General features: G+C 67.9%; 11 protein-coding genes. 7 read left to right on the top strand and 4 right to left on the bottom strand.

Translation table 11 applies throughout. From position 1 onward, the window contains the following. Position 1 precedes the first annotated feature (1 nt). A complete protein-coding gene (locus VFE28_10280) occupies positions 2-631 on the bottom strand; it encodes a uracil-DNA glycosylase (GenBank protein HZM16381.1) in 630 nt (209 codons plus the stop codon). Between the two features lie 153 nt (positions 632-784). On the opposite strand from VFE28_10280, the gene VFE28_10285 reads away from it, so the two are divergent. Further along, positions 785-2,230 carry an OmpA family protein gene (locus VFE28_10285; GenBank protein HZM16382.1) on the top strand — a complete coding sequence of 482 codons (1,446 nt, stop codon included), beginning with the start codon at positions 785-787 and terminating at the stop codon, positions 2,228-2,230. A 187-nt stretch (positions 2,231-2,417) separates the two neighbouring features. Continuing rightward, entirely contained in the window at positions 2,418-3,050 is a 633-nt protein-coding gene (locus VFE28_10290; protein HZM16383.1) for a hypothetical protein, read from the top strand. Positions 3,051-3,080: 30 nt separating this feature from the next. Here the strand turns inward: VFE28_10290 and VFE28_10295 are convergent, their stop codons facing one another. Further along, positions 3,081-3,647: a hypothetical protein gene (locus tag VFE28_10295; GenBank protein HZM16384.1), complete on the bottom strand. Its 567-nt coding sequence runs from the start codon at positions 3,645-3,647 to the stop codon at positions 3,081-3,083. Positions 3,648-3,676: 29 nt separating this feature from the next. Further along, positions 3,677-4,984, bottom strand: a complete 1,308-nt coding sequence (locus VFE28_10300) for a hypothetical protein (GenBank protein HZM16385.1) — start codon at positions 4,982-4,984, stop codon at positions 3,677-3,679. 177 nt (positions 4,985-5,161) lie between these two features. Between VFE28_10300 and VFE28_10305 the strand changes: the two genes are divergently transcribed. From VFE28_10305 to VFE28_10320, 4 genes are all read left to right on the top strand, one after another. Further along, positions 5,162-5,374, top strand: coding sequence for a PspC domain-containing protein (locus tag VFE28_10305; GenBank protein HZM16386.1), 213 nt, complete (start codon positions 5,162-5,164; stop codon positions 5,372-5,374). A gap of 20 nt (positions 5,375-5,394) precedes the next feature. Further along, positions 5,395-6,099 (top strand): NRDE family protein, encoded by a 705-nt coding sequence (locus VFE28_10310; GenBank protein ID HZM16387.1) that lies wholly within the window; start codon positions 5,395-5,397, stop codon positions 6,097-6,099. A 784-nt stretch (positions 6,100-6,883) separates the two neighbouring features. Further along, entirely contained in the window at positions 6,884-7,516 is a 633-nt protein-coding gene (locus VFE28_10315; protein HZM16388.1) for an outer membrane beta-barrel protein, read from the top strand. A gap of 228 nt (positions 7,517-7,744) precedes the next feature. Next, on the top strand, positions 7,745-8,719 hold the full coding sequence (locus tag VFE28_10320) for a 4-hydroxy-3-methylbut-2-enyl diphosphate reductase (protein HZM16389.1): 975 nt from the start codon (positions 7,745-7,747) through the stop codon (positions 8,717-8,719). Between the two features lie 734 nt (positions 8,720-9,453). On the opposite strand, the gene VFE28_10325 is transcribed toward VFE28_10320, so the two are convergent. After that, entirely contained in the window at positions 9,454-11,823 is a 2,370-nt protein-coding gene (locus tag VFE28_10325; GenBank protein HZM16390.1) for a transketolase, read from the bottom strand. A gap of 254 nt (positions 11,824-12,077) precedes the next feature. On the opposite strand from VFE28_10325, the gene VFE28_10330 reads away from it, so the two are divergent. Next, positions 12,078-14,045 (top strand): two-component regulator propeller domain-containing protein, encoded by a 1,968-nt coding sequence (locus VFE28_10330; GenBank protein HZM16391.1) that lies wholly within the window; start codon positions 12,078-12,080, stop codon positions 14,043-14,045. Positions 14,046-14,060 lie beyond the last annotated feature (15 nt).

The raw sequence follows: 14,060 nt of genomic DNA on the forward strand, positions 1-14,060 counted from the left end.
CTCAGATCTGGGCGTGGTCCTCGAGATACGTTTTCAAGCGCAGCACGTGCTCCCAGGTAGGGCGCTTCTTGCTGGGATCGCGCAGCAGGAAAGCCGGATGGTAGAGCACCATGAACTGCACTCCCGGGTAGCGGGGCAGCTCGAAGAAACGTCCCGCTTCCTCCTCCATCGTGAACTCCCGGCGCGAAGGATCCATCCACTTGAGGGCCACTTGCCCGAGGAGGAGCACGACGCGCGGGCGGACCAAGGCGATCTGCCGCTCCAGGAAGGGCAGGCAAGCGGTGGCCTCGTCGCTCGTCGGGGCCCGATCGATCTCGGGCTTGCACTTCACCACGTTGGTGATGAGCGTATCGCGGTCCGGGTCGATGCCGATGGAAACGAGGATCTTGTCGAGGAGTTCGCCGGAACGGCCGACGAAGGCGCGACCCTCGCGATCCTCGTTGTCACCAGGGCGCTCGCTGATGATGAGCATCCGGGCGCTGGGGTTGCCCCGGTCGACGACGATGCGGGTGCGACTCTTGCAAAGCGTACAGCGTCTGCAGTCGTAGGCCCGGAGTCGGGCGGCGAAATCGTCGTAGGTGCTGGCGGCGAGAATCGCGTTCAAGTCCTGATCGAAGAGATCGGCCTGCACGAGAGCGCCCCTCCAGCGTACGGCGCCGAGATCCTAGGTGGTGCCGGGGCGCGGCGTCCAGAGCGATTGACGCCGGCCGGAACCCCGGGCACACTCGGCCCGGCGCAAGTGGTTGCGTCAGCGCGGGGAGGAAGGGACGTGGAGAGAAACGCAGTGTGCGAAGCGAGAGAGAGTGGTGACGCGCGGCGGCGGCAACGGCAGCGTGCTGCAGGCGCGGTGGTGTGCCTCCTGGCCTGGACCCTTCTCGCCGCGCTCCGTCCGGCGGCGGCGGATCAGGCGTCCTTGCGGCGGAGCCTGCAAACACTGGAAGCAGAGGATGCAGCCGTGCTCGCCCCGGCCACGCACGAGAAGGCGAAGCAGGCGGTGGTGGCGGCCGAGAGCCAGAAGAGCACGGCCAGCCTCGAAACGGCGGAGAAGCGGCTCGGCGAGCTGGAAGAGGCCATGCAGCGCGCCCGCAACCTGTGGCCGAAACCGCTGGAACGGCGGCAACAGGCCAAGGAGGCCCGGGCCGATTCGGTCGCACCCACCTCGTGGCAAACCGCCGAGAACGTCCTCATGGCGGCAGCGCGCAAGCTCGAAGCCGGACGGCGGGACGCCGCGGAAAGGCAAGCGACCTCGCTCCTCGGGCTCTACGATCAGACGTACAGGGAAGCCATGAGCGTGGGATTGGTCGGGCGGACACGTCAGCTCCTCGTCGCCGCCGAGAAGGGCAAGGCGGGGGAATATGCGCCGCGCAGCTACGTGCGGGCCCTGGATGCGGTGGAGCGCACGGAAAAGCAGATCGCTGCGGGCGAGATCGGTGAGGCCACACGAGCCGAGGCCGACCTGGCCCGTCGCGAGGCCGAGCACGCCACCTGGCTCCTGGAGACGATTCGAGAGAGCTGCGAGGGTGACAACCGCGCCCGGATGGAGGCACTCGTCCTCGACTGGGAGACACAGGCGCAGCGCGATCTGGAACCCTTCGGCTTGCAGGGCGATTTCAGCCGCGGCCTGGGGCCGGTGCTGCAGCAGCTGCAGGTGGAGGGCGACCGCGTGGTGCGGGAGCGCAACCGCTTGCGCATCGATCTGGCCCGCCGCACCGATCAGGCCGATTCGCTCCAGCGAGTGATCACCGAGCTCAAGGACCACGTCCGCGACTTCGAGGGCATGGTGGCGGAGCTCAAGCCGTACCGCGAGGAGGCGAACACGGTCACCGCCGTCCGCGACATGTTCACCCAGTCCGAGGGCAAGGTGCTGGTGGATGATCGCGACGTCGTCTTGCGACTCCACGGCTTGGGTTTCCCGAGCGGCAGCGCCAAGCTTCCCGCCGAGAGCGAGCCGCTCCTACAGAAGATCGTCGAAGCCGTGCGCGCCTTCCCCGGAGCGCGGCTCGTCGTCGAGGGCCACACCGACGGGAAGGGCAACGCCGACAAGAATCAGCGCCTGTCCACGGAGCGCGCCAACGCCGTGCGGGACTGGCTGCTGCAACATGCCGCGGTGACGGAGAGTCGCGTCACCGCGGTGGGGCGCGGCTCGACTCAGCCGGTGGCTTCCAACGACAGCGAGGACGGACGGGCGCTCAACCGCCGCATCGACGTGATCATCGCGCGCACGCACTGAGCGAGGAGACATGGGCTCGTCGATTCTCGAGGGCGGTAGGGGTCGCGGTGCCCGGCTTCTCGTCACACTGGTTCTCGGTCTTTGCCTCGCCTGCCAGCGCCCACCCGGGGCGCCTCCGGCGCCGGATGCGCCCGGAGGTCCCACGGAGACTCGAGACAGCAGCTCGAAAGCGGGAGCGAACGGGAAGGTGTCCGCCGCACGAGCGGTGGCGCAGGTGGACGCGGTGCTGCACGCCCACGTGCTCGCGCCCTCCGAGTCCCTGGCGGTGCGACTCCTGGGCACGGTGGGACCGGACGGCAACTGGTCGTTGCAAGAGCTCCGCGTCGAGCGCACCGACACGGGCGTTCGCATCACACCGGTGGTGCAACAAGGCTCGGCCCGCCAGGTGATTCAGATGGTCATCTCGCTCGACCGCGTCGTCTGGGTGCACCTGCCCGAAGGAACTCACACCGTGGAAGTGAAGGGACGGGATTCGACCTTCACCGACCGGGTGCAGGTCGCTCCAGGTCTCACCCGCCCACCGCCGGAGACGCGGATGGCGTACCAAGTGGTCACCGCGGGCGTGCGCGCCTTGGATTTCATCACCTTCGACGCGCTTCCCGGCGACGGATTCATCGAAGCCATCGAGATCCGCGAGACGCGCGCCGGTGGTCCCGGGGCGTGGCGGCGCTTGGAAGACTGTCAGCGCGAGGGTGCCAACCTCTCCGGCCGCTTGCAGGTGCAGGAGAACGACGACCTGCACACGATCGAGTCCCGCGCCGTGGACGGGCAGGGGGATCGCGATCCCCAGCCGGCGCTGATCAATCTGTCCTCGCCCTGAATCCCGGTACGGCCCCCGCGCGCCGGAGGATCACAACAGATCCAGGTTCGACACCACCGTGGCATGGAGACGCGTGATCGTGTAGTCCCCCACCAGGGCGTCGGCGGTCTCGGGCGCCCAGTGCAAGCGGATGCCGATCCACATCTGCCGGTTCTGGAAGAGTTCGAGCAGGCGGGCATCGCCATGGATCGACGCGGTCCCCGTGCTCGCCGTGAGCGGGGCGAGAGGCGCTTCGGCCACCGCCACTGCCGGCGTTTCGAACAGGCCGGTAGCGCTGTCGGAAAAGAACAAGCTGAAGCGAACCTGGCCCTGTCCCGATTGGTTGTCGAAGCGGACTTCGAGCTCCAGATCCACCGACTCCGCTTTGTTCAGCTGGTCGTAGCCTTCGATGCGGACCTCGATGGGTGGCAGATCGTGGTCCACCGCGGGGGAACCCGCGGGTGCGTCGTAGGGGCCGCTCCGGTCGCTCGGAGCCAGGAAGCTCGCCACGTCGACTTCCAGCGTGATGCGGTTGTCCATGCAGCCCAAGAGCAAGCTCGAGAGCACGAGCCCGGCGAGCCTCCTGGCAATTCGTGTCCATTCATCCATGGGTGTCATCGATTCTGCCCTCCACGCTTTCGTTCTCCTCACCGCACCCCGAAGGACGTGGCCAGCATCAGACCACGCTCGCCGGTGAAGGTGCGGTGGTGCGACTGCAGCGCCACGTCGAAGGAGAAACCGCTGGCGCCGATACCGAAGCCGCCGCTCCACTGCAAACGGGCGTCGTAGTCGGTCATGACGCCGCCGCGCATCGCCAGCGGCCCGGCTCGGCGCTCGGCGCCGAAGTGCACCAGGGTGCCGAGACGGCTCGAGGTGACGTCTGCTGCCAGCGCCGTGCTTCTTCCCATCCAGCCGATGTTGAAGGTGCCCTGGGTGGGCAAGCTCTGCACGAAGGGGTCGTTGCGAGCGACGATGGTGTTCTGCACCTGGCCCGTCGCCTGATCCAGGACGGATTCCCACACCAGGGTGTGGCCCCAGTGGACGCGCGCCGCCAGATCGCGCACGCCGACGCCGACGTCCACGGCGCCCGCACGGTAGCCGAGGCCGAGATCGATGCCGTAGCCGTTGCCGATCTGGCCGAACTCGGCGTAGCGAATGCGGGCGTTGTAATCGGCGCGCAGCGAGTTCTGCGCCCCGAAGATCGTGTCTGCCGTGCTCAGGGCGAGCTGCGAGGTGGCGTGGGACATCCCGAGGCCGAGCAGGTATTTGGCACCGGCGCCGGCGTAGAGTCCGTTGCCTCGCACGTCCGTCCGCAGCGGCGCGCTCCAGGCACAGTGCACCGAGAACCCCGCCAGCGTCTCGCCGCGAGCGTCGAGCTCGTAGGTGGAATGGGGCTGTAGGGGCTCGCCTCGGGCCAGGACGGCGTAGAAGGCGTCGTCGAAGGCGAGCTCTCCTTCGAGGTAGAGAAGCGGCGAGAGATAGGTGCGGGTGTGTCCGACCGCCGTACCGACCGTGGGGACGGACCACACTCCACCCACCTCGAACGGCTTTTGCGGCAGCAAGGCTTCCGCGTCCTCGAAGAGGATGGAGAACTCGTTGCGTGACACCCGGAGAGTGATGTCGCCGTCCAGGTCCGAAGGCCGGCTCAGTTCGAGGTAGAAAGGCGGGTTCATCGCCAGGTTGGCCAAGCGGGTGACGGAGAAGTTCTCGTTCTGCGGATCGAAGGTCGGCATGTCCTGGGTCAGCTGCACCAAGCCGAGCGGCAGGGGAACGACCACGCCCGTCACCCCCGGTCGGGCCGGGACACTGTGGTAGGCCACGTTCAGCGCCAGCAGCTCCTGGCATCCCGGAATGACGACGCCGCCCATGGCGAGCCGGCGGGCGTCGACGGTGAAACCATGGCAGGGAGGTGCGGTGCAGACGAGCAACCAAGCAGCGCCGATGGCGAGGCGCATCGTTCTGCGTCCACGTCGCATCCTGTCCGTCCCAGGTCGGAGGCAGGAGCCGCCGCGACACGACCACGGAGTCGCTGGAAGCTTCGTCCGCTATTGGGGCAATGCACATGCCAAGGTCTGGTGATGCCTCGTGCGGCCCTGTGCTACCTTGGGACGGATCCACCTGGAGGCGGCGCCATGGCGCGGAAGTTCTATCGCATCGAGAGCGAGAAGAAGATCGCGGGCGTCTGCGTGGGTCTGGCCGAATACCTCAACATCGATGTCACCCTCGTGCGCGTCCTCTTCGTGCTTTTCGGCCTGGGCGGTGGCACCGCGGTGATCCTCTATCTGATCCTCTGGGTGGTGTCGCCATCGCGGCCCGATGCCGACTCGGCTCGTGCCAATGGTTGACTCTCCGGGAAGTGGCGTCCGTGTGCGTGCTGATCGTGGGTGTGCGCTGGCTTGAGGATCTGCCCTTGGTGGTGGCGGCGAGCCGTGACGAGGCCTACGCCCGTCCGGCTACGACGCCGGCCGCCGCCGTCCTCGAGGGCATGCGCGTCCTGCGACCGCGTGACGAGCAGGCCGGGGGCACGTGGATCGGCACCAACGCCGCCGGCCTCGTGGTGGTGATCACCAACCGGCGGGATGGCGATTTCGACCCCCGGCGGCGGTCGCGGGGTTTGCTCTGCAGCGAGGTGCTGGCGCAGCCCGACGGCGCTGCTGCCGCCCGCCGCCTGGAGCAGGGGCTGGAGCGCGAGCTCTACAACAGCTTCAACCTCTTGATCGCCGATCCGAGCGCGGTGCGCCTCGCGACCTGGAACGGCGACCTGCAAACAGTGTCCTTGGGCGCGGGAGCGCATGTGCTTTCGAATGAGCACGTCCTCGGCGAACTCGTCCTCTCCGAGCTCCAGTCTCTCCCGGTGGCTCACGGTCCGGACGTGCGCGAGCTGCTGCTCGGCCTCCTGGCCAGCCACGTGCCCCGGGATGCGCGGGGCTTTCGTATCTGCAAGCATGGCGGCACCCACGGCACGGTGTCGGCGAGCCTCATCTACCGCCGACGCGACGGGAGCACCCTCATGGAGCACGCCCCGGGCCCGGCGTGCACGACCCCGTTCGCGCTCCACGTCCTGCGCTGAAGTCCACGTCCGGAGCTGAATCTGCCCCGCTTGCGGAGGGGCACTCCAGGTGCCTGATTCCCCCTCACAGGCCATCGGGGCATGGTCGGAGCAGCCAAGCGACAGCGCTCGAAGAACCCTGTATCATGGGCTGCATTCGAGTTGCCCCTGACACACGCGCCTGTCGTCCAAGGCACAACGGGCGCGCTGATCGACGTCTCCGTCCGAGCGCTCTGCCGTCGATGTAAGTATAATTGTGGCAAGCACATACGGTGCGCACAGGAGAGATCCGAGAGGCGGAACTCTCTGTGCATAGAGACGTCAGACGAGTGCCGTCTTCGGGAGGTCCGAGATGCTTCGATGGATGCAGAAATCCGAAGCGCTGCTCGCTCCAGGGCTTCTCGCCGTGTGGACCGTCGCCGTGGCAGATCAGGCCGGCGCCGGGGAAGCGGGAGAGGCTGCGGGTGGCGCACCAGTCCCCGAGCTCGCCCAGGACGCGGTGCCGGCAAGGGACCCCATCGTCGAGTTCACGGTCGACGCGGTCCGCAGCCGGGACGCAGCCTCCGGGTTCACCCCAGGTACGGTCCCGGATGCTCCCGAGAGACCGAGCTCCTGGTTGTCCCAGCTCACAAGCTCTTCTATGTCCGTGCGCCGGAATGACCCAGGTCCCTGGGCCGCGCCAGGCGCCTCGGAGGCACCGGCCAGCCGCAGTGCGGTCGGGCGGCGCGAGAGGTTGCAAGGCCCGGGCACGTTCGCTCCGAGCCCGTATGCGCGTAAGACCTGGGGCCCGCCAGTGGACGGCAGCGTGGTCCTGGAGCATCGCCGTACTCGCACCAGCCTCTACGGTTCCCAACGGGAATCGTATCTGGCGCTGAAAGGAGGCGGCCTGCGCGTCGGCGAGGACAGCGCCACCGATGGCCTCTTCCTGGGATTCGAAGTGGGCGGATCGTTGCAGAACGTGTTCGAGATCGGCTTCAGCGCCGACTACTACTACCGCAGCACCGACAATGTGCTGGTTCTCTCCCAAGCGAATTTCGAGAACCTGCCGCTGCAGGTGGTGGAATCGGATCACACCTCGGCGCACCTCCTGCCGCTGGGCGTGACCTTGCGGCTGCGGCTGCCGGTCAGCGAGACGGTCTCGCCCTTCGTATCCACCACGCTCTCCTACGAGATGCTGTTCCTGGAGAACGTGGGCGGCGGCGGCACCGGCGATCCCCTGCTCGACGCGCTGGCCGAGGACGAGACCTTCACCGGTTTCGGTTGGCAAGCGGCGGCGGGTCTCGGCATCCGGCTGGCGCCGGCAGTGGGTCTGTTCGGAGAAGCGGGATACCATTGGGGATCGCCTTCGCAGGGCTTCCTCATCCAAGGGGTTCCCGTGGACCTGAAGGTGGACATGGACGGCGCCTTCGTGCGCGGCGGTCTGCGTTTCGACATCTGATGGCACCGTTGCATCCCCTGACGGTGCCGTCTTCCCCTGACTTGCTCTCGTCCCCTCGGCGGGATCGCTACCCCCTGGGTCGCGCCACGTGGGTTCACCGGTAAAGGCCTCCGCGCCAGCCCCGCGGGCCCTCTCCAGCGCACTCCGGGCCGCTGGCTTCGGAACTGGTCCGGAACTCGCATTGGCCCTACACTGCACTTCGGGTCCTGCCGAGTGAGGAGGCGCTTCGTGCGAGCCACTGCCATGCGTCCCCGCGGCTTCTGTGCCGGCGTGGATCGAGCCATCGAGATCGTGGATCTGGCGCTGGATCTCTTTCCGCCTCCGCTCTATGTTCGCAAGGAGATCGTCCACAACCGCGCCGTCGTCGAAGGGTTCCGCACCCGTGGGGTCATCTTCGTCGATTCCCTCGACGAGGTCCCTGAAGGGCGCGTGGTCATCTTCAGCGCCCATGGTGTCTCACCCAGCGTGCGCGAGGATGCCCAGCGCCGGCGGCTACGTGTCATCGATGCCACCTGCCCCTTGGTGACGAAGGTGCATCTCGAGGTGCGCCGGTTCGTCAAACAAGGCTACGAGATCTTTCTCATCGGCCATGCGGGTCACGACGAGGTCCTGGGCACAACCGGAGAGGCGCCGGAGCGCATTCATTTGGTGGGCAGCGTCGAGGAGGCCCAGCGTCTGCAGCTGCCGCGCCATGACAAGCTCGTCTATCTCACGCAGACGACGCTCAGCGTCGATGAGACCCGCGACATCGTCGCCGCCCTACAAGCGCGTTTCCCTCGGCTCACCGGCCCCCCGAAGGACGACATCTGCTATGCCACCCAGAATCGCCAGGAAGCGGTGAAAGCCCTCGTGGGCGACGGGGCCCAAGTGGTCCTCGTGCTCGGTTCGGAATCGAGTTCGAATTCCAAGCGCTTGTGCGAGGTGGCCGAAGAAAACGGGGCGCGCGCTTACCTCGTCGATGGAGTGGCCGACATCGACCCCTCCTGGCTCGCGGGAGTCGAGCACGTCGGCGTCACTGCCGGTGCATCGGCGCCCGAGCACCTGGTGCAAGAGGTGCTTGCCTGGCTGGCGGCGCAGGGGGCACAGATCGAGGAGCGCGAGCTCATTCGCGAAGACGTCCAGTTCGGCCTGCCACCGGAGCTCGCCGCCAGCCGCCGTGGCAACGCCCGTGCCACGGGTGCAGGGACCACACGGGCCCGTTGATCGCCCCGGCGCCGGTGAAAGCGTCACAAGCGTTCACCACGGATCCCTGCAGGTGAAAAGCCTCACAATTCCGGGCATGGGAAGAGTTTCGCGCGTCGCCTCTCGGGCCGAGGCTTCTGTGGTCCTCCTGTCTACCGCGCTGACTACGCCGGCGACACGGTTCGTCAACAGCGTTCACACCTAGGACTCGGGCACGAGCAGCCCCACATTCCTCCACCGGCGCGAATCTTCTATCAGGCAAGAATCTTCCTTCCGGCACGAATCCTTCTGTCCGGCACGAATCTTCCTTTAGAAACGGCGAATGCAAGCCGTGGTGTCGTACCCAGGGGGCCGGGTGCACAAAACGAGTGCACGATCACAAGACAGTGCACCCTTTGAGTGCACGAACCTCCGGCAGTGGAGCCTGAACCGAGCGCTCACTGTTCTCCATCGGAGTCGCGGACCGAGCGTGCCAGACCTCTCGTTGTTTTCCGCTCTCTCGGGCCGGGACTCGGAGAGAGCGCTCACCGTTCTCCGGCACCTGAGCGCTGTCCGAGGGGCAGGGTGTAAGCGACGTCTGGTGGTGGGGGTGACGAGGGAAGGGAAACTGTAGCGCTGAGCGCAGAATGTGCTCAACAAGGGACGAAGGGCCGGCGCGGAGCAGAGGCTGGCCGAGGAAATGACGTGCGCCGGCCGCCTGCAGTACCGGGGGCGACTCGAGTGGCGCTGCGGTGGCCTCGTTGGGCTCCGCCCGACTAGGCTTTCTCTGCCTGTTCCACGGCTTCGCGGAGCCGGCGGAGCCGGGTGTCGCGCTCGCGGACGAAGCGCTCGATGCCCTGCAGGAGCCAGCGCGGCGACAGGTGCGCTTCCTCGACGATTTCCTCGACAGAGCCACCGGTGCGCCAGCGGTCGTCCCAGTCGGGCGTCATGGCGTACTCCGCTGCGATGCGGTGCGGGATCCAGTCCGTGAGGGTGCGCCGGCCACGGTTGGCGACCACCATGGAGTCCATCCACTCGCTGGCGGAGAGGACGCTCTCCTGGTAGCGCTTGGACTCGGACCAGAACAGTTGCGGCGAGATGGCCGCGACGACCTTGACGTTGAGCTTCTCCTGCGCCAGGTCCGGGAGGATGCGTACCAAGTTCGCCGTCGTCGACGTGCCGCTCACGATGACCACACCGCGCTGCGGCTGCCCCGGATGGTAGTCACGCAGCACATAGGCGCCGCGCGCTGCGGCGGTGTACGACGGGATCCCCAGAGCGGCGCGGTCGGGGATCTCGATGGCAGGCCGCGTCAGATGCAGCGCCAGGATGGGGGCGCCATGGCGGAGGCCCGCGGCGATGGCCACGGGCACCTCGTTGTGTTCCCACGGGTGCAGGTCGACGACCTGCATGTCCGGGAAGAGCTGGGTCACGTACGGTTCGTAGATGCCGAAGTGCGTGCGCGAGTCTTCCGCCGTCTCGGGACCGGAGTGGCCGGCCACCCAGAGCACCTTGCCGAGGCGGATCTGGCAATCCTGGACGACCTGACTGAACAAACGCATGGGGCCGTACTTGAGATAGACGAAGGATCCGTAGGTCGAGCAGGCGCTCATGAAGCCCGACCATTCTTCGAACGGCCGCTCCGATAGGTTGGTGGAAGCGATGCCGCAAGCGATGCCGGCGTTGGTGAACTCGGTGATTTCTTGCGGCAAGAGCACGCCCTCGGGATTCGATGTGCGCTCGTACCAGCCGTAGCCGGCGAAGCTGCCAAAACCCTTGGCGAAACCGGCGATGTTGGTGGAATCGGCGAGGTCCGCCGACATGGCCAGGAACAGCGGGCGCCCGTATTTCGCCTGCGACCAGGCGTTCACCCACGCGCCCCACTTGGCGAGGGCCGCCCGGTTCGGCGCCTTGGCACCGGGCTTCTCGAACAGCTCCTGGGGATAGCGCTCGTAGTCCGTGAGCTCCGGATCCGTCGCCGGGTTGCCGGGCCGGGGGAAGCGGAAGCTGGGGATGGACTCGGGCACCGAATCTCCCAGCTCCACCAGGCGGTCGGCCATGTAGCGCACGCACTCCACGTCGTCGTGCAACACCTTCATGACCACCGTGAAGTTGTGCACCACTTGCTGGCGCCAGGCCTCGGCGCTGGCGGGCACGGGGTCGTTCATCCCGGCGAACTCCACGCCGTACTTGGCGGCGAACTCTTGCCGTCCCTTCCAGTACAGCTCGCTGTTGGGCTTGTGCGGCGTGCCGTGGGACTTGGCGTCGAGCACGCCGTAGCCCCGCCCCTTGCGGGTACGGAAGTAGCAGACGCTGGGGACATGCTGCGGGTTGTCGCCGTGCACGGTCTCGAGCAGACCGCGGGTCAACTCCGGCCAGTCCATGCCCTGCTCGACGCCGATGACGCGCCAGCCGCTGGCGCCGAACCAGTCCGCCGGCGAACCGTGCACGACGCTGCTGGCGGGGCGCTCGTCGATGCCGAAGTCGTTCCAGTCCACGCAGTACACCAGGTTGTCCAGCCCCAGGCCCCAGGCGGAGTTGCGGGTCTCGTGGGCGGCGCCCGGGGTCAGGCCGCCTTCGCCCTCCAGGGCGAAGACGCGGACGCCCTCGGCACCGGCGCGCTTGAGCGCCATGGCGATACCGGCGGCCGGCGGGGACCCGTGCCCCGAAGGACCGGTGTTCGCCTTGACGAAGAGCGTCTTGCCCTCCATCTCGGCGTGGCCCGGGAGGCCGCGGTTGCGGCGGAAGAGCAGCAGGTCCTCCCAGTGGAGAGCGAACTCCTCGGACTTCGGGATGCGATAGCGCGCCTCGCCGGTCTCCCGGTGGAGGACGCGGAGCGACTCGGAAAGGACGGCGAGCATGGAGTACAGCAAGGGGGTGCAGTGCCCGGCCACGAGGACGAAACGGTCCCCGAAGCGCTTCTCCGGATGGCGCAGGTCCCAGCGCATGACGCCGCCCAGGAGCAGGACCAGCATCGCATGCACCTTCGAGCGCGAACCGCCGGGATGACCGCTCTGGCGGTAGTTGAGCATCATGTCGATGCACTGGTCGACGACGTCCTTGATCTTCTCCCAGTGCTGGAAATGCTGTTCCTGCTCGCGCACCAGCGCGTCGACGCGGGACGAGGAGGTCGTCGAAGGCGCCACGAGGGCTCCTTTCTTCGGTTTCTCGCGCGCACGGGGACCGACCCGGCGCGATCGCAGCGATGATGCCAAATGGCGCCCGAGCGGTCAAAAGCTTTGCCGGGTGCGGTATTGCCTGGTGCAGAGGCTGACTGTTACACTGCAGTACTCCCGCGCCAGCGGTCGAAGGAACGAGCCGGAGCGCGGAACGGCTCCGCCACCGCGGTGGAGAACGACACCGCGCTGGAGAACGACGAGGATCGCGCCAGGGTCCGCGCATGATCGACCGAGTCTTCACGCACTCGACGGGCATCCAGTCCATCTGCCCGACGTCCACCGGACTGTGGATCGCCCACCAGGGCGGTCTTTCCTTCCTCGATCCCGAAAGCGGCCGTCAGGCCAAGTGGACCACCGCCGACGGCATCCCCGCCCATCCGGTCCTGCACGTGGCGCAGGAAGGGAGTCGCATCGCCGTGGCCACTCCCAACGGCCTGGCCTGGAGCGACGACGCGGCGCGGTTGCTGCAAGACACCTTCGCCGGCGCGCCGCGACCGCGGTGGCAGCGAGCCCTAGCGCACGCCCGCGGCACCGGCGCCTATCTGAACGGCATCGCTTTCGTCCACGGCCGACTGCACGCCACCACCGGCGGCGGGCGGATCTACCGGGAGGGGGCCGGCGGTTTCGAACTCCTAGAACTGCCCTTGCCACAGGCGCGGTTGCTGCATCTCCTGGCCCTCGAGTGCCAGCCGGAGCGCCTGCGCCTCCTGGTGATCTCGAACAACTGCGGCATCCTGCTCTTGGCCACGGGCGCGGCCGAGGAACCGTCCCTCTACCAGTGGAGCGAGCAGGAAGGCCTGACCTCGCGCTACGCCACCACCGTGATCCAGGCGGGCGAGTACGTCGTCGTCGGCGTGCATGGGTGCGCGCACGTGGCACGGAGGCGCGATCTTCTGCAACGCCCGGCCGAACTCCGGCGCTGGGGTCGGATCCAGTTCGGCGACCCCCAAGGGCCGGTGGAGCACGGGCGGGTGCATGCGGTCTGCGCCCACGGCGAGCATCTCTATCTCGGCACCGCCACCGGACTGTACCGCCTGCCTCTCTCCGACCTCGAGGCTGCCGCCAGCGGGGAGGTGGAGGCAGAGCCGCTCGACGAAGTTCCGGTGCGCCACCTGGCGAGCCATCGTGGCGAGCTCTGGTGCGTGCAACACAGCAGCCTGTGCCGACTCGTGGAAGGGGCCGGTGCCGCCACGCCGCGCGAGGTGCTCCCGGACGGGGGAGCGAGCGGCCGCGGCGCGCTGCGCTTCCGTCGTCGCCCCGAGGCCGCCGCTTTCGCGCCACGGATCACCACTTTCTCCCGCCGTTGGCGCAACCTGCCGGAATCGCGCTGGCGGGCTTCCGCCGCCGAGCCCGAATCAGCGCGCATCGCCTGCCTGGCAGCGACGCCGCGCGGTCTGGCCTGCGGTGGCGATGGCGGTCGCGTCCTCCACTTCGCCGACGAACACTGGTCCTGCGAGAGCGTGGTGCGGCAGCAGCGCTCCCCCGAGGTCCACGCCCTGGCGCATGATCCCGAGGCCGGCACGCTGTGGTGCGCCACCCGGCACGGCCTCTTCGGCCGCGACTTCCGCGGGCGCTGGCTGCGCGACCTGGAGTTTCCCGGGCGTGCGGTGCACCAGCTCGTGTCCTGGCAGGGAATGTTGCTGGCCCTCGGCAGCGCCGGGCTGCACGTGCGTGTGCAAGGCGCCTGGAGCGAGGTGGCGTTTCGCGGCGAGAACCCGTCGTTCTTCCTCGCCGGTGCCGGTGCCCCCGGGCTCGTCCTCGCCGCCCGGCCCGGGGCGAGCTACTACCTCTGGTCCCCGGCGGCGCCGCGCCCGGAACGCTGGGACCTGGCCGTGGGGCGTGCGAATTGCTTGGCCTGGGACGGGCTCGAGCGGCTCTGGATCGGCACCGATCATGGACTCGTTCGCTGGCAAGGCAATCGCCTCGAGAGCTACGCCTGGGAAGGCGAAGCGGAGAACCACATCACCGCGGTGCTGGTCCATGCAGGCAATCTCCACGTGGGGTCGCACGCCGGCGCCTGGGTCGCGGCGAGCGCCAGTCTGGATCCTGCACGGGGCACCGCGCTCGAGTCCCGCGGCAAGAGGCTAGGACTGCTCGACGGTCTTCCGCACGCTCACGTCACCAGCATGCTGGTGCACGACGGGCGTGTCTGGGTGGGAACCCAAGGCGGTCTGGCCGCTCTGGCGTGAACGCGGCGTGGTTTC

The organism is Candidatus Krumholzibacteriia bacterium, from assembly GCA_035649275.1.
Taxonomy (GTDB): Bacteria; Krumholzibacteriota; Krumholzibacteriia.

What these genes read in the sequence shown, in the direction of transcription:
- VFE28_10295 (HZM16384.1), bottom strand. Translation starts at nt 3,647, where the DNA reads ATGACACCCATGGATGAATGGACACGAATTGCCAGGAGGCTCGCCGGG.
- VFE28_10300 (HZM16385.1), bottom strand. Translation starts at nt 4,984, where the DNA reads ATGCGCCTCGCCATCGGCGCTGCTTGGTTGCTCGTCTGCACCGCACCT.
- VFE28_10305 (HZM16386.1), top strand. Translation starts at nt 5,162, where the DNA reads ATGGCGCGGAAGTTCTATCGCATCGAGAGCGAGAAGAAGATCGCGGGC.
- VFE28_10330 (HZM16391.1), top strand. Translation starts at nt 12,078, where the DNA reads ATGATCGACCGAGTCTTCACGCACTCGACGGGCATCCAGTCCATCTGC.